This window comes from Pseudomonas putida (genome assembly GCF_001636055.1).
Lineage (GTDB): Bacteria > Pseudomonadota > Gammaproteobacteria > Pseudomonadales > Pseudomonadaceae > Aquipseudomonas > Aquipseudomonas machongensis.
Map to the genome: position 1 here is coordinate 3,712,208 of NZ_CP011789.1, position 16,470 is coordinate 3,728,677.

13 protein-coding genes are annotated in these 16,470 nt (G+C 63.9%); 9 read left to right on the plus strand and 4 right to left on the minus strand.

The features are described 5' to 3' along the window. Positions 1 to 28: 28 nt before the first annotated feature. The 3 genes from AB688_RS16410 to AB688_RS16420 are packed head-to-tail and all read left to right on the plus strand — an operon-like array spanning position 29 to position 4,245. On the plus strand, positions 29 to 1,321 hold the full coding sequence (locus tag AB688_RS16410; protein ID WP_063545147.1) for an MFS transporter: 1,293 nt from the start codon (positions 29 to 31) through the stop codon (positions 1,319 to 1,321). Next, the gene (locus AB688_RS16415) at positions 1,318 to 2,535 is read left to right on the plus strand and encodes a mandelate racemase/muconate lactonizing enzyme family protein (protein WP_063545148.1); all 1,218 of its coding nucleotides are present in this window, start codon (positions 1,318 to 1,320) and stop codon (positions 2,533 to 2,535) included. Before AB688_RS16410 ends, AB688_RS16415 begins: the two co-directional genes overlap by 4 nt. Before the next feature lie 54 nt (positions 2,536 to 2,589). Beyond that, positions 2,590 to 4,245, plus strand: a complete 1,656-nt coding sequence (locus tag AB688_RS16420) for a GMC family oxidoreductase (protein ID WP_063545149.1) — start codon at positions 2,590 to 2,592, stop codon at positions 4,243 to 4,245. Positions 4,246 to 4,345: 100 nt separating this feature from the next. On the opposite strand, the gene AB688_RS16425 is transcribed toward AB688_RS16420, so the two are convergent. The 3 genes from AB688_RS16425 to AB688_RS16435 are packed head-to-tail and all read right to left on the minus strand — an operon-like array spanning position 4,346 to position 7,941. After that, the gene (locus AB688_RS16425) at positions 4,346 to 5,368 is read right to left on the minus strand and encodes a histone deacetylase family protein (RefSeq protein ID WP_063545150.1); all 1,023 of its coding nucleotides are present in this window, start codon (positions 5,366 to 5,368) and stop codon (positions 4,346 to 4,348) included. Continuing rightward, complete coding sequence (locus AB688_RS16430; protein ID WP_063546757.1) at positions 5,368 to 6,609, minus strand: Zn-dependent hydrolase; 1,242 nt, start codon at positions 6,607 to 6,609, stop codon at positions 5,368 to 5,370. Before AB688_RS16430 ends, AB688_RS16425 begins: the two co-directional genes overlap by 1 nt. A gap of 27 nt (positions 6,610 to 6,636) precedes the next feature. Beyond that, positions 6,637 to 7,941, minus strand: a complete 1,305-nt coding sequence (locus AB688_RS16435) for an MFS transporter (protein WP_054895603.1) — start codon at positions 7,939 to 7,941, stop codon at positions 6,637 to 6,639. 212 nt (positions 7,942 to 8,153) lie between these two features. Here AB688_RS16435 and AB688_RS16440 point away from each other — a divergent pair, with 212 nt between their 5' ends. Together AB688_RS16440 and AB688_RS16445 are read left to right on the plus strand one after the other, a co-directional pair. Beyond that, positions 8,154 to 9,065: a LysR family transcriptional regulator gene (locus AB688_RS16440; RefSeq protein WP_063545151.1), complete on the plus strand. Its 912-nt coding sequence runs from the start codon at positions 8,154 to 8,156 to the stop codon at positions 9,063 to 9,065. A gap of 217 nt (positions 9,066 to 9,282) precedes the next feature. Further along, a complete protein-coding gene (locus tag AB688_RS16445; protein ID WP_063545152.1) occupies positions 9,283 to 10,218 on the plus strand; it encodes a cyclase family protein in 936 nt (311 codons plus the stop codon). A gap of 36 nt (positions 10,219 to 10,254) precedes the next feature. Here the strand turns inward: AB688_RS16445 and AB688_RS16450 are convergent, their stop codons facing one another. Next, positions 10,255 to 11,148: a LysR family transcriptional regulator gene (locus tag AB688_RS16450; RefSeq protein WP_054891435.1), complete on the minus strand. Its 894-nt coding sequence runs from the start codon at positions 11,146 to 11,148 to the stop codon at positions 10,255 to 10,257. 147 nt (positions 11,149 to 11,295) lie between these two features. Between AB688_RS16450 and AB688_RS16455 the strand changes: the two genes are divergently transcribed. The 4 genes from AB688_RS16455 (at position 11,296) to AB688_RS16470 (ending at position 16,462) form a co-directional block, all read left to right on the plus strand. After that, positions 11,296 to 12,375, plus strand: coding sequence for a 4-oxalomesaconate tautomerase (locus tag AB688_RS16455; protein WP_081255247.1), 1,080 nt, complete (start codon positions 11,296 to 11,298; stop codon positions 12,373 to 12,375). A 56-nt stretch (positions 12,376 to 12,431) separates the two neighbouring features. Continuing rightward, complete coding sequence (gene dctA, locus AB688_RS16460; protein WP_063545153.1) at positions 12,432 to 13,748, plus strand: C4-dicarboxylate transporter DctA; 1,317 nt, start codon at positions 12,432 to 12,434, stop codon at positions 13,746 to 13,748. Positions 13,749 to 13,843: 95 nt separating this feature from the next. Next, entirely contained in the window at positions 13,844 to 15,148 is a 1,305-nt protein-coding gene (locus tag AB688_RS16465) for a CitMHS family transporter (protein WP_054891438.1), read from the plus strand. A gap of 60 nt (positions 15,149 to 15,208) precedes the next feature. Beyond that, on the plus strand, positions 15,209 to 16,462 hold the full coding sequence (locus tag AB688_RS16470; protein WP_063545154.1) for an OprD family porin: 1,254 nt from the start codon (positions 15,209 to 15,211) through the stop codon (positions 16,460 to 16,462). Positions 16,463 to 16,470: the final 8 nt, after the last annotated feature.

The window sequence follows — 16,470 nt, forward strand, 5'->3', positions numbered from 1 at the left end:
GACGACAGATCCGCCCACGAGAACAACAATGAAAAAAACAATAAACCCCGAGGCGCTCAGCGTGCCCAGCACTTCTGCCAACTTCTCACGCTACCTGCAACTGGCCCTGCTGGTGCTGGCCGCTGGCGCCATCTACCCGATGCTGTACCTGCGCCAGGTGTACCAGAGCACCATGCTCGAGGCGCTGTCGATCAGCAACAGCGAGCTGGGCTACCTGTACTCGATCCTCGGCACCGCCTTCCTGGTCAGCTACCTGCCCAGCGGCTGGCTCGCCGACCGCATTTCACCGCGTTTCCTGATCAGCTTCTCGCTGGTCGGCACCGGCCTGCTCGGCGTCTGGTACGCCCAGTTGCCAGGCTTCGAAGCACTGCTGGCGATCTTCTGCGGCTTTGGCATCACCACCGGCCTGACCTTCTGGGCCTCGCTGATCAAGCGGGTCAAGATGATCGCGGGTGACAGCGAACAAGGCCGCTTCTTCGGCGTGCTCGATGGCGGCCGTGGCCTGGTCGAGGCGCTGCTGGCGACCATCGCCATCGCCCTGTTCGCCCAGGTCGCCGACAGTGCCGGTGGCAGCGCCGTGGGCCTGACTCGGGTCATCCACTTCTACGCTGCCTGCTGCGTGATCCTGGGCCTGGCGCTGATGCTGGTGCGCGACCCGCAGGTCAAGAGCAGCGCCCAGCAGGCCCGCGAAAAGGCCAACCTGCTGCACGACCTGCGCACCCTGATGGCGATCCCTGAACTGTGGCTGGTCACTGCGATCGTGTTCTGCGGCTACCACTTCTTCTGGGCCACCTACAGCTTCTCGGCCTACCTGCAGGAGGGTGGCTTCGGACTCAGCGCCACCGCAGCCGGCCTGATCACCACCATCAAGCTGTGGATGCGCCCGCTGGGCGGCATCGGCGGCGGCTGGTTGGGTGACCGCTTCTCCAAGACCGGCGTACTGGCCTGGGCCATGGTCCTCGCCGCCTTCGGCATGATCGGCCTGATCGTGCTGCCGAGCCTGCGGGTGCTGGGCGTGCTGGTGTTCCTGGTGATCTTCATCGGCCTGATGACCTACGCCATCCGCGGCCTGTACTGGGCCATCCTCGACGACTGCCAGGTGCCACTGCGGGTCACGGGCCTGGCGATCGGCATCATCTCTCTGGTCGGCTACTCGCCTGACGTGTTCCTGCCCCTGCTCAACGGCTGGATCATCGATCACTTCCCAGGCTTCCTCGGCTACCAGATCTACTTCTCTTACGTCGTGGTGATGGGCCTGCTCGGCGTTGTCGCCACCCTCATCCTGAACAAACGCATCAAGTCCAAGGCGGGCAAAGCATGAAGATCGTATCCCTGCAAACCCACGTGGTGGCCGTGCCACCGCCGCATGTCGGCGGCATGTACTGGCTGTTCGTCACCCTCAAGACCGACTGCGGCATCGAGGGCGTCGGCGAGATCTACGCCGCGACCTTCCATCCGCGCGCCATGGTGCCGGTCATCGAGGATGTGTTCGAGCGCTACCTGCTCGACCAGGACCCGCACCATATCGAGCGCTTCTTCCGCCGCGCCTACTCCAGCGGTTTCACCCAGCGCCCGGACCTGACCATGATGGGCGTGGTCAGCGGCCTGGAAATGGCCTGCTGGGACATCATCGGCAAGGCCGCGAACAAGCCGGTCTACGAGCTGCTCGGCGGCCAGGTGCACGAGCGCCTGCGCTCCTACACCTACCTCTACCCCGTCAACGCCCAGGGCGAGTACGACTACAGCGACCCAGACCTGGCCGCCGAGTGCGCCGTGCAGAACATGCAACTGGGCTTCACCGCGCTGAAGTTCGATCCGGCCGGCCCCTACACCGCGTTCTCCGGCCATCAGCTGTCGCTGGAGGTGCTGGAGCGCTGCGAAACCTTCTGCAAGCGCATCCGTGAAGCGGTGGGCAACCGTTGCGACCTGCTGTTCGGCACCCACGGGCAGATGGTGCCGTCGTCGGCGATCCGCCTGGCCAAGCGCCTGGAAAAATACGATCCGCTGTGGTTCGAAGAGCCGATCCCACCGGGCCAGGAAGAAGCCATGGCCCAGGTCGCGGCCAAGACCAGCATTCCGATTGCCACCGGCGAGCGGCTGACCACCAAGTACGAGTTCTTCAAGCTGCTGCAGGCGGGCGGTGCGTCGATCCTGCAAATGAACGTCGGACGCTGCGGCGGCCTGCTCGAAGGCAAGAAGATCGCCAGCATGGCCGAGGCCTACTACGCGCAGATCGCCCCGCACCTCTACAACGGCCCGATCGGCGCGGCGGCGAGCTTCCAGCTGGCGGCCTGCACACCGAACTTCCTGATCCAGGAAAGCATCGGCACCTGGGGTGGCTTCCACGCCGAAATCCTCAAGAAGCCCCTGCAATGGGAAGACGGCTACATCATCCCGTCCCGCGAGCCGGGCCTCGGGGTCGAGCTGGACATGGACGTGGTACGCCGTCACTCGGGCTACCAAGGCGAGCGCCTGCACCTGCAGATGGCGCCGCATCCGGTCGACGTCAAGGACGTCTCGCCGGCCAAAGGTTGAGCGTCAAGCCGCCCCGGCCTCGGGGCGGCCCTCTATTCACAGGGTTAGCGATAAATGAACGATTTTGACTACATCATCGCCGGCGCAGGCTCGGCTGGCTGCATCCTCGCCGCGCGCCTGAGCGAGTCGGGGCGCCACAGCGTGCTGCTGCTCGAAGCCGGCGGCAAGGACAGCTCGCCATGGTTCAAGCTGCCGGTGGGCTTCGCCAAGCTCTACTACAACCCCACCTTCAACTGGATGTACTACACCCAGCCCCAGGCCCATCTGGCCGGGCGCAACCTGTATGCGCCGCGCGGCAAGGTGCAAGGGGGTTCCGGTTCGATCAACGCGATGATCTACGTACGCGGCCAGGCTCATGATTTCGATGACTGGGCCGCCAATGGCGCCAAGGGCTGGTCGTTCAAGGACGTGCTGCCGTATTTTCGCAAGCTCGAATCGCACCCGGCTGGGGCCAGCGAATACCACGGTGCCAGCGGGCCGATCGGCATCACCCCGATGAAGGGCCAGGCCCATCCGATCTGCGATGTGTTTCTCGAAGGCTGCGAGCAACTGGGCTACCCGCGCAGCGAAGACTTCAACGGCAAGCACTTCGAAGGCGCCGGCATCTACGACGTCAACGTGCGTGACGGCCAACGCAGCTCCAGCAGCTTCGCCTACCTGCACCCGGCGCTGGGGCGCCCGAACCTGCACATCGAGCATCACGCCTTGGTCGAACAGGTGTTGCTCGAGGGCAAGCGCGCGGTCGGCGTCCGCATTTCGCAAAACGGCGTAGCGCGCGAGTTTCGTGCCCGCCGCGAGGTAATCCTGGCGGCAGGTGCGGTGGACACGCCCAAGATCCTGCAACTGTCCGGCATCGGTGACCGCGCCCTGCTCGACCGGCACGGCATCGACACCCGCCACCACCTGCCGGCCGTGGGCAAGAACCTGCAGGACCACCTGTGCGTGAGCTACTACTACAAGGCCAATATCCCGACCCTGAACGATGTGTTCGGCTCGCTGTTGGGCAAGCTCAAGCTCGGCCTGCAATACCTGCTGACCCGCAAGGGGCCGCTGGCGCTGAGCGTCAACCAGTCCGGCGGGTTCTTCCGCAGCGATGCCCAACAGGCGCACCCGAACCTGCAGCTGTACTTCAACCCGCTGTCGTACCAGATTCCCAAGAACAACAAGGCCAGTTTGCAGCCGGAGCCTTACTCGGGCTTCCTGCTGTGCTTCAACCCCTGCCGACCGACCAGCCGCGGCGAAGTCCGCATCGCCTCGCGCGATCCGCGTGAGCCTGCGCTGATCGATCCGAACTACCTGAGCACGCAGAAAGACATCGACGAGGCCATCCAGGGCAGCCGTCTGATGCGCTCGATCATGCAGGCCCCGGCGCTGCGCGCGATCACGGTCGAGGAAGTGCTGCCGGGCCCGGCGGTGGACGACGACGCGAGCATGCTGCAGTACTTTCGCGAGAACTGCGGATCGATCTATCACCTGTGCGGCAGTTGCGCGATGGGCAACGACCCGTCGACCAGCGTGGTGGATGCGCGATTGGCAGTGCATGGGCTGGAGGGGCTGCGCATCGTCGATGCCTCGGTATTCCCCAATGTGACCTCAGGCAATACCAACGCGGCAGTGATGATGGTGGCAGAAAAAGGTGCAGACCTGATTCTCGAATCGGCCGGGCAAACGGCCCCGGCCATGGCCGAGACTCAACGCCGCTCGGCCTGAGCGGCAAAGGCCAACCGGGCGAGCTGCACAGCAGCTTGCCCGGTTTTGGCGAGCAAAAAGGCGACTTTACGCGGCAAAACAATCCATTTGGATGCCAATATCAACGCCAGTCACTCGTTTGAGCGAAGAACGCCTGGGCATTCGCTTCCAGGCTCTGCAGGTGATAGCCGCCCTCCTGCACGATCAGGCACGGCAGCCCCAGCTCGCGAATCCGCTCGCCGAGCGTGGCGAAGCCCTGGGTCGTGACCGCCACCTTGCTCTGCGGGTCGAGTTCGTAGATATCGAAGCCGAGCGACAGCACCAGCACCTCGGCATCGAAATCCTTCACCGCATCCAGGGCAATGCCCAGTTGCGCCATAAAGTCCCCTTCGCTCGCGCCATGGGCCATCGGCAGGTTCAGGTTGTAACCCTCGCCCTCGCCCGTGCCGCGCTCGTCGGCAAAGCCGGCCACGCCCGGGTAGAAGTTTGTGGGATCACCGTGCACCGAGACATACAGCACGTCGTTGCGCGCGTAGAAGATCTCCTGGATGCCCTGGCCGTGGTGCATGTCGGTGTCCAGCACTGCGACCTTGTGGTAACGCTCGCGCAATACCTGGGCGGCGACGGCCGCATTGTTGAGGTAGCAGAAACCGCCTGCAGCCTCGACGCGTGCGTGGTGCCCTGGCGGTCGGCACAGCGCGTAGGCCGCACGCTCACCGTCGAGAATCGCCCGTGCCCCGGCAACCGCACTCTGCGCCGACCAGTAGGCCGAGCGCCAGGTCTGCTCGCCCACCGGGCAACTGCCATCGGCCAGGTACCGCGCGGCCTGGGCCAGGATGCCGCGCAAGGCGTTGGGTTCGCGCACGAAGATGTTCGACATCACTTCATCGCCCCAATCCTCGGGCACTTCTTTCCAGCGCGCGTGAGCCTCCTGAAGGAAGGCCAGGTAGGCCTCGCCATGCACCGCAGCGAGCGGCGCCAGGCCGGCATCCTGCGGTTGGCGGATGTCCATGTCCAGGTCGCGGGCCGCTTGCAGCAGGCGCTGAGCGCGCTCAGGGACTTCCTGGGGGGTGCGCATGGCACCACGGGAGTAGTAGCTGCGCGGATGGTGCAGCAGTTGTTCGGGGTGGAAATAGCAGCGCATCAGGCCTCTCCTGGTTCGACACGGCCGGCACGGGCCAGCACGGCGTTGAGCAATACATCGGCGCCGTTACGGGCGTCGTCGGGCAGCACGTCTTCGGCTTCGTTGTGGCTCAGGCCGCCCACGCAAGGGATGAAGATCATGGCTGTCGGGCAGTAGCGCGCCAGCAGAATCGCATCGTGCCCGGCGCCACTGACGATCCGCTGCTGGGTATGGCCGAGGGCATCGACCGCGTGCTGCACCGTCGCCACACACTCGGCGTCGAACGGGGTGGCCGGGCTGACCCAGTGCCGCGTGACGCTCACCTGCAGCCCGCGCTGGGCGGCGACAGCTTGCAGCAACTCACCCAGGCCACGTTCCATGGCCTCGATGGCTTCGTCGCGGTGATGGCGCAGGTCCACGGTAAAGCGCACCACGCCTGGGATCGTGTTGCGCGACGCTTTGGCGATGGACAGTTCGCCCACCGTGGTCAGCCCTTCGGGGGCGAAGTCGACCGCCAGTTGCTCCACCGCCTGGATCATCCGCGCAGCGCCATACAACGCATCCTTGCGCAGGGTCATCGGCGTGGTGCCCGCGTGGGCGGCCATGCCCTGGACCGTCACGTCGAGCCAGCGAATCGCCTGACCGCCCGTCACTACGCCAATGCTCTTGGCATTGTCTTCCAGGATCGGCCCCTGCTCGATGTGCGCCTCGAAATAGGCGTCCACCGGCCCGCCCAATGGCCGCTCACCCGCATAGCCAGTGGAGGCCAGCGCCTCGGCGACGCTGATGCCATCGGCATCGTGGATCGCCAGGGCCTGCTGCAGGTCGAGCACGCCAGTGAACACCGCCGAGCCGAACATCGCCGGTGTGAAGCGTGCGCCCTCCTCGTTGGTCCACACAGCGATTTCCAGGGGTTTGCGGGTCTGGATGCCGAGGTCGTTCAAGCGTCGCACCACTTCCAGGCCGGCCAGCACGCCATACACGCCATCGAAGCGCCCACCTTCAGGCTGGGTGTCCAGGTGGCTGCCCATCATCACGGGCGCGGCTTGCGGGTCGAGGCCGGGGCGCCGGGCGAACAGGTTGCCGATGGCATCCACCGACAGGCTCAAGCCAGCCTCGCGGCACCAACCGGCGAACAGCTCGCGGCCGGCCTTGTCGTCCTCGCTCAAGGCCAGGCGGCAACTGCCACCACGGGCGGTAGCGCCGACCTCGGCCATGGCCATCAGGCTCGCCCACAGGCGTTCGCCATTGCTTTTCAACATCATGGGTACTCCAGTCGAATCGGGATTTCAGGCCAGCTCGAGGCGCTGGCTGTGGGCATACTGGCGGGCCAGGGCCAGTACACAGACCAGCGAGATGCTGGCGATCAAGGTGTAGAACAGCGCCATCGGCCACCAGTGGCCGCTGAACTGATGGGCAAGCCAGGTGCCGATCAACGGCGTCAGGCCACCGGCGATGGCGCCGCACACCTGGTAGGCCAGGGAAATCGCGGTGTAGCGCACCCGCGTCGGGAACATGCCGCTGACGAAGCCGGCAATCACCGCGTAGAACGACGCCATGCAAGCCGCCGCCAGGGCGATACCGAGCACGATCAGCGGCCCCTGCCCGGAGCTGACCAGCACGAACATCGGGTAGGGCGAAGCCATCGCCAGCAGCGCCATCAGGGCAAGGAAGCGGGTGGCGCCGAGCTTCTCCGACAGCCAGGCCGCAACCGGCTGCACGCAGAACTGGATGATCGCCACGAAGAACAGGCACTCAAGGATCAGCGCGCGCTCCAGGTGCAGCTGCTGGGTGGTGTAACTGATCATGAAGGTGTTGGTGAAGTAGACGCCGGCGATGCCCAGCGTATTGGCACCGATGCACAGCAACAGCGGACGCCAGGCGGTACGCAGCACCTCCAGCACCGGCGCCTGCTCCTTGCGCTGGGCCTTGAGCGCCTGCTCGCGGCTGGCGATGAATTCCGGCGACTCGTTGACCCCCAGGCGAATCGCCAGGCCCACCAGCAGCAGCAACGCACTGGCCAGGAACGGCAGGCGCCAGCCCCAGCTCATCAGGTCTTCTTCCGGAAGGCGGGTGACGGCGCCAAAGGCCAGCAGCGAGAGGATCAAGCCGGCCGGGCTGCCCAGCTGGGCGAACGATGCGAAAAAGGTACGTCGGCCCTTGGGCGCATGCTCGCCTGCCATCAACACCGCCCCGCCCCACTCGCCACCCACGGCGATGCCCTGGACGATACGCAGCAGGATCAGCAGCACCGGTGCGGTGGCGCCGATCTGTGCATAGGTCGGCAGCAGGCCGATACCGATGGTGACGACGCCCATCATCAGCAGGGTGATGACCAGGGATTTCTTGCGCCCGATGCGGTCACCCACATGGCCGAACACGATGCCGCCCAATGGCCGGGCGAAAAAGCCCACGGCGAAGGTGCCGAAGGCCGCCATGGTGCTGAACAGGCTGTTGTCGGAAGGAAAGAACAAGGCACCGAACACCAGCGCGGCGGCAGTGGCGTAGATGTAGAAGTCGTACCATTCGATCATGGTGCCGATGAACGCGGCGGCCGCGGCCCGACGTGGCTGGGGCGAAGCGGAAGGCTGCATGGGGGTGGCTCCTTTGCTTGTTGTTCTGGCAGGAGTTGAGGGTCACGGTGGCGCTCTTTGGCGCTTGGTCTTGCTGCAGGGGTGGCCGTTTCACGGGCGAGCCCGCTTTTACTGGCCCCTGCATGCCCTTGATTTATCGGCCTGGGGCTATGATTAGTCAATTTTCTATTTATTATTCGAACTATTAGACACGCTTATAATTCGAGCCCATCATGTCCGACCGCCTGCTCAACGACCGCCTCGACTGGAACCTGCTGCGCACCTTCCGCGTGATCGGCCAGGAACTCTCCATCAGCCGCGCAGCCGCTCGCCTGCACCTTACGCAACCTGCCGTGAGCCAGGCGCTCAAGCGCCTGGAAGAACAACTCGGCCGCCAGCTCATCGCCCGCCGCGGCCCACGCTTCGTGCTTACCGAAACGGGCGAGCAACTGTTCCAGCTCGCAGGCGAGGTGTATGGGCAGATGTCGCAGATCGGTGGGCTGCTGGAGCAGCCTGCTGACGAAGTGGTGGGCAAGGTGCGCCTGCTGATGATCAGCCGTATCGTCAGTGAGCGCTTCGACGACTTTCTCGCCGACTTTCATCGCCAGCACCCACGGGTGGAGTTGGAAATCGACGTCATGCGCAGCTCCGACATCGTCGCCGCCCTGCAGGAAAAGACCGCCACCGCAGCCCTGAGCCTCAACCGCCGTGCTCAACCGCGCCTGGAGCAACGCCTGTTCCTGCGCCAGCGCTATGCCTTCTTCTGCGGCAAGCACCATGCGCTGTTCGGCGCCCAGGAAGGCGACCTGCAACGGGAGAATTTCGTCAGTTTCACCAGCGACCAGATTGGCGGCATGCTCTCGCCATTGACCATCTTCCGCGACCAGCAAGGGTTTTCCGGCAGGATCGTCGCGTCCTCCCCGAGCCTTGAAGAAGTGCGTCGGCTGGTGATCGCAGGGTTCGGTATAGGGTGCCTGCCCGAGCATGTGGTGGCCGCCGATGTGCAGGCCGGGCTGCTATGGAAGCTGGCGCCGCATGAAGGGATTGCCGACGTGGATATCCACCTGCTGTGGAACCGCGAGCAGCGCTTGAGTCGGGCAGAGGGGGTGTTTATCGAGGCGTTGCAGCGGTGTCTGGAGGTGTGATTGTCGAGTGTTCTCAGGTAGCTGGACACCGTGATGGCCGGAGCAAGGGCCTGATCCATCAATCTAAAAGCCAGCTCAATTCCTGTGGGAGCGGGCTTGTCCCGCGATGGGCAACCCTGTTGACCCACAGACAAAAGTGATTGTCCCGACCGCTACTTTTTCCCAGACCGCCCGCTGCCGAGAATCTCCCGACTGCATTTCACACCTCGGAGATTCCATGAAAGCGTTCAAACCCCTGCTCCTGGCCACCGCACTGGCCGCCACTGCGCACAGTGCACTGGCCGCCGACTGGCAAGCCTCGCCTTATGGCGCGCAGGATGAAATCGGCGCGGCCAACCTACTCACCCCCGACGTGGTCAAGCAGGCCGCCGAGTTGATCAAGACCGGCAAGACCTACCCCCTTGCCGTGCCGGTGAGCAAGGACCTGCCAGCCTTTCGCCACCGCAGCTTCCACCTCTACAACATCCAGCCCGGCGAACAGGCCGGCCAGACCCTCGGTCGCAACAAGTTCACCTTCAACGATGAACTGGTCAATGGCTGGACCGGCGTCGGCACCCAGCTCAACGGCATCGGCCATATCGGCATCGACAACGTCTACTACAACGGCAACAAGGCCGCCGATTTCGTCACGGTCGAAGGCGTGACGAAGCTTGGGATCGAAAAGGCACCGCCGATGGTGACCCGCGGCGTGGTGCTGGACATGACCGCACACTACGGCCAGGCCATCGTTCCCGGCGGCACCGCGTTCACCGTCGCCGACATCCAGGCCGTGCTGAAAAAGCAGCACATCACCCTGCGCAAAGGCGATGTGGTGCTGTTCAACACCGGCTGGCTGGAATTGATCGGCAAGGATAACGCACAGTTTCTCGCCACCGAGCCCGGCATCGACCTGCCGGCTGCGCAATGGCTGGCCGACCAGGGCATCGTCGCCTTCGGCGGTGATACCTGGGCCTCGGAGGTGTATCCGAACCCCACGGGCGAAGAGTTCCCGGTCAACCAGTTCATGCTGGCCAAGCGCGGGATCTACAACCTCGAGCTGATCGACACTCGAGCGCTGGTCAAGGACAAGGCCTTCGAGTTCATGTTCGTGCTTGGCCAGCCGCTCTACAAAGGCTCGACCCAGGTGAACATCAACCCGGTGGCGATTCGCTGACCGAGGCGCAACAGCCCGCCCTGTCTACAGGGCGGCTCACACGTTCGGCCACTGCTCCAGCAGGATCGAGACGAATTTCTCCGCCGCTGGCGACAATGAAGCGCCGCGGCGATACACAAGGCCCAGCGTGCGGGTCACCTCGGGCTCGATCAGCGGCACGCTGACCAGGGTCGGGTGATCCGCCGCCGGCATCGCCAGGCTCGGCATCGCCGACACCCCCAACCCGGCCTCGACCATGCCCAGCGAGGTCGACAGATGCTGTACCTCGTAGAACCACTTTGGCCGCAGCCCCAATCCCGACAGCGCGTGGTCGAGCAGCATGCGGTTGCCGCTGAGCCGCCCTACCCCGATCAGCCGGTGCTCGGCCAGTTCCGTCCAGCTCACCGACACGCGCCCAGCCAGCACATGGTCGCGCCGACAGGCCAGCACGAACTGCTCCTGCACCAGTGGAACGAACTCGATGTCCGGGTGCTGCCCGCTCATCATGTTGATCCCGAAATCGGCCTCGCCACGCAGCACCGCCTCGAGCCCGTCGTTCGCACTGAGGTCGAGCAGGCGAATGCGAATCTTGGGGTACTGTTCGTTGTAGAGGCGAATGACCGAGGGCAGGAAGTAGAACGCTGCGGTGGGGATGCAGGCCAAAGTTACCTGCCCGGTCTGGCGCTCGGCCAGCTCGCGAATGCTCAGGATCGAATCCTCGAAATCGTCCAGCAGGCGCCGGGCCTTGGGTAGAAAGTCACGCCCGACACTGGTCAGTCCGACGCGCCGCGTGGTGCGTTCGAGCAGGGGTGTCCCAAGGCCGTCCTCAAGCTTCTTGATGCGGCGGCTCAAGGCTGGCTGCGACAAGTGCAAAACCTCTGCTGCCTCGTGGAAACTGCCCAGTTCGGCGATTTTCACGAAAGATCGTATGTCTTGAAGCTCATATTCCATGCTGATTCTCTTTCAGACACTGGCCGACAATTTATTTGTATAACGCAATAATAGCGACGATATTTGCATTGGATTGATTTATCCACCCCTGTCACTCTTGTCCCATACACATCAATGATGTCCATTGATCAACAAGAGCTAGATTTCATGCAACGAATTCCTTGTGTGCTGATGCGCGGCGGGACCTCCAAGGGCCCCTTCTTCCATGCCTGGGACTTGCCGTCCAATATCGTCGAGCGCGACGAGATGCTGATCGCCCTGATGGGCTCGGGCCATGAACTGGAAATCGATGGCATTGGCGGCGGCAGCCCGCAGACCAGTAAGGTTGCGATCATCAGCCCCTCACTGCACGCCGATGCCGATGTCGATTATCTGTTCGTGCAGGTGATGGTCGCCGAGCGCCGTGTCGATACTGCACCCAACTGCGGCAACATGCTTTGCGCGGTCGGCCCCTTCGCCATCGAACAAGGGCTGGTCAAGGGCAGCGACGGCCAGACACTGGTCCGCATCCGCAACCTCAATACCGGCACATTCGTTAACTCGCTGGTACAGACGCCTGGCGGGATCGTGCGCTACGAGGGCCGTACCGCCATCGACGGCGTTCCTGGGACTGCGGCCCCTGTGCACCTGACATTCCTCGATGCCGTCGGCAGCAAGACCGGCAGCCTGTTCCCCACTGGCCAGTCCCAGCAGGTAATCGATGGCGTACCGGTCACCTGTATCGACATGGCCATGCCGATGATGATCGTCGACGCCCGTCACCTGGGGCTTGAGGGCAGCGAGAGCCCGGCTCAACTGGACGCCGATGCAAAGCTGCTCAAACGCCTCGAAGCCCTGCGGCTGAAGGCCGGCCGGGCCATGGGCCTGGGAGATGTAAGCAACATGGTGATCCCGAAGCCGGTCGTGGTATCCGCACCACGCTTCGATGGCACTCTGCAGGTTCGCTACTTCATGCCGCACAGCTGCCACCGGGCGCTGGCGATCACCGGTGCGATCGGACTGGCCACTGCCTGTGTCAGCCCCGGCACAGTGATCGGCGACCTGCTCGGTGAACAGGCCCTGACCCTGCGTGAGGTACGTCTGGAGCATCCAAGCGGGGCCATCGACATCGCCCTGTCGCGCTCCGGTGCCGATGGCCAGACACTGCAAGCCTCGGTGGTACGCACCGCACGCCGATTGTTCTCGGGGTTCGTCTACGCACCGTCCACGCGGCGACTCGCGGGCTAAGCCCGATCCAGCTCCATCCAGCGCATCCGCACAACTTCAATAATGGGTGATGCCTTATGAAACTCATGAAATCGCTGTACTTTCAGATTCTCTGCGCCGTCCTGCTAGGCGTGGTGGTCGGCCACTTCTGGGGGCAACAGGCCGTTGCGCTCAAGCCGCTGGGCGATGCCTTCATCAAGCTGATCAAGATGATGATCGCGCCCGTGGTGTTCTGCACCATCGTCACCGGCATCGCCGGCATGACCGACCGCCGTTCGCTGGGTCGGTTGATGAGCAAGACCTTGTTGCTGTTCCTGGTGTTGACCGTGGTCAGCCTGATCATCGGCCTGGTCGCGGTGTACCTGTTCCGTCCAGGCGTGGGCATGAACATCGACCCAGCAACGCTCAGTACTGCGGGCCTCAGCCAATACACCACCTCCGCCGCCAAACTGGGCGTGGTGGACTTCTTCATGCATATCATCCCCGAGACCTTCATCGGTGCCTTCGACAAAGGCGAAGTACTGCCGGTGCTGTTCATCGCCGTGCTCTGCGGTTTCGCCCTCTCAGCCATGGGCGAATCCGCAAGGCCGGTGCTGGAGGTGCTGGAGTCCGCGTCGCAGATGGTGTTCCGCATCTTTGGCTACCTGATGCGCTTCGCCCCGATCGGTGCCTTCGGCGCACTGGCCTTCACCGTCGGCCAGTACGGCATCACCTCGCTCGGTGCCTTGGCCAAGCTGATCGGCACCTTGTACATCGCCTGCGCCTTCTTCGTCATGGTGGTGCTGGGCGGCATCTGCCGGGCGCATGGCTTCAGCCTGTGGAAGCTGCTGCGCTACCTGCGCGAAGAGTTCCTGGTGGTGTTGGGGACCTCGTCCACAGAGCCGGTGCTGCCACGCATGCTGGAAAAGCTCCAGGCTCTGGGCTGCAAGAAAGGCGTGGTGGGCCTGGTGCTACCGACCGGCTACTCGTTCAACCTCGACGGCACCGCGATCTACCTGTCGCTGGCCGCGGTGTTCATCGCCCAGGCCTGCAACATCGACCTGAGCCTCGGCCAGATCCTGACCATGCTGGCGATCATGCTGCTGTCGTCCAAAGGGGCTGCAGGTGTTACCGGCAGCGGTTTCGTCGCCTTGGCTTCGACCCTCACGGTCATCCACGACATCCCGCTGGCCGGCCTTGCACTGCTGATCGGTATCGACCGTTTCATGTCCGAGGCGCGAGCCCTCACCAGCCTGGCGAGCAACGCGGTGGCCACCGTGGTCATTTCATTGTCAGAGAACGCCTGCGACCGTGAAACGCTCATGCGCACCCTGGCCAGCGGCAAAGCCGACACCCCGGCCGAGCAGGCCTGGCAGCCTACCCAGGCTGCAACCCCACCCCATCGTACTCACTGACATTCACCTCACTTGATCCCCCGCCTCGGGCGGGGGCTGGCGGACGCCTGCGCGCCAGGCGACCATGACGACAATAAAAACAAGAGAAACGACCCATGCTTGCACTCCTTGGCCTGGTCATGGTGGTGACCTTCACCTACCTGATCATGAGCAAACGCCTGTCACCGATCGTCGCACTCACCGTGGTGCCGATCGTCTTCGCGATCATCGGCGGCTTCGCCCCGGACCTGGGCAAGATGATGCTCGACGGCCTGAAAATGGTCGCACCATCGGCCGCCCTGTTACTGTTCGCCATCCTGTTCTTCGGCCTGATGATCGATGCCGGCCTGTTCGATCCGCTGATTCGCAAGATCCTCAAGCGGGTCAATGGTGACCCGATCAAGATCGCCATCGGCACCGCGCTGCTGTCGTTGCTGGTGGCCCTCGACGGCGACGGCACCACCACCTACATGATCACCTGCGCGGCGATGCTGCCGCTTTACAAGCGCATCGGCATGAACCCGATGATCCTCGCCACCATTTCCATGCTGTCGCTGAGCATCATGAGCGGCATGAGCCCCTGGGGCGGCCCGGCGACCCGCGCCATCGCCGCACTTGGCCTGGATGCGACCGAATACTTCATCCCGATGCTGCCGACGGTGATCGGAGGTGCCGCCTGGGTGGTATTCACCGCGTTCCTGCTCGGTCGTGCCGAACGCCGACGCATCGGCAACGTGGCGCTGGAGTCCGGGGGCGGCAACTGCTACATCAAGGAGATCCTCGGCGATAACCCGCACAAGCGCCCACGCCTGGCCTACGTCAACCTGGTGCTGGTCATCATCGTGATGAGCGCCCTGGTCATGGGCCTGATGCACGCCGCGATCCTGTTCATGATTGGCTTCGTCGCCGCACTGATGATCAACTACCCGCAGCTCGAGGTGCAGAAAGCACGCATCCTCGCTCACTCCGGCAACGCCATGACCGTGGTGCTGCTGGTGTTCGCAGCGGGCATCTTCGCCGGCATCTTCTCCGGCACCAAGATGGTCGATGCGCTGGCCCAGACGTTGGTGGACTGGATCCCGGAGGCCTGGAGCCACTGGTTCCCGCTGGTGGTGGCGCTGACCAGCATGCCGCTGACCTTCGTGCTCTCCAACGATGCCTACTACTTCGGTGTGGTGCCGATCCTGGCCAACGCTGCGGCAGCCTACGGCATCGATCCGGTGGAGATCGCCCGGGCCTCGGTACTCGGCCAACCGGTGCACCTGATGAGCCCACTGGTGGCTTCGACCCTGCTGCTGGTGGGCATGGTCGACCGCGACATCGGCGACTTCCAGAAGGCCACGGTGAAATGGGCGGTGCTGACCTCACTGGTGATCACCGCACTGGCGCTACTCACCGGCGCCCTGTCGTTCTTCGTCTGAACCGCTGCGCGGCGCCCACTGGCGCCCGCCTTCTGCGCGTCCCACATTAGAGTACCGATCATGTCTCGAATCGTTCTGCGAGGGGCCGGCTGTGCCCTGCTCTGCGGTTGCATGCCTGTTGTCGACGCTGCCGGTTTCATCGACGACAGCACACTGAAGCTGCAACTGCGCAACGTCTACTTCAACGAGAATTTCCGTGACGAACAGGGCATGAGCAGCCGCGCCGCCGCCAACGCCAAAAGCGAGCGAGTGGAATGGGCGCAAGGCTTTCTGCTCGATTATCAATCCGGCTATACCCCGGGTGTCCTGGGGTTTGGCATCGACGCATCGGGCCTGGTTGGCGTGCGCCTGGACTCTGGCCCCGGACGCAGTGGCACCGGCTTGCTGCCGGTACACGACGACGGCCACGCCGCCGAAGAATTCGCCAGCGCCGGCGTCACTGCCAAGGCACGCCTGGGCAAGACAGTCGTCAAGCACGGCACACTGCTGCCCAAGACACCCGTACTGGTCTACAACGACGCCCGCCTGCTGCCGCAGACCTACCAGGGCAGCCAACTGGTCAGCAACGAATTCGACAACCTCACCCTCACGTTCGGGCATCTGGATCGCTTCAAGCAGCGCGACTCATCGAACAGCACCGGGCTGTTTGTGGACGGCTACAGCGGTCGTGAATCCGGCGATTTCAGCTACGGCGGCGCCGACTACGCGGTCAGCAAGCAACTGCGCCTGAGTTATTTCCACGGTGAGTTGAGCGACTTCTACCGCCAGGACTTCGCCGGCATCCAGCATGACCTACCGCTGGCCGGTGGTACGCTTGCCAGCGACCTGCGCTATTTCAGGAGTCGCGACGAGGGCGCGGCCCAGGCCGGACGCATCGACAACCACATGCTCAGCGGGCAACTGACCTACAGCCACAGTGGCCATGCCTTCGGCACCGGCTACCAGGTGCTGCGCGGCGACGCCGGCCTGCCCTACATCAGCGGCGCGACCGTGTATTCGTTCAGCAACGTCGGTATCGGAAAATTCATCGAGGAAGACGAGAAGACCTGGATGGCCAGCTATGCCTACAACTTCGCTGCCGCAGGGGTGCCGGGACTGACCTTCATGACCCGCTACCTGAGTGGCGACAACCACCGTTCAGGCGAAGACGGGTTGCGCGAATGGGAACGCGACGCGGAACTGGCCTACGTTGTGCAATCCGGACCGTTCAAGGGGCTGGGCGCCAAGCTGCGCAACTACGTGTACCGCTCGGATTTCGCCCGTGGCCGCGATAGCAATCGGCTCTACCTGACCTACGATATCGTGCTTTGGTGACCGGTGCC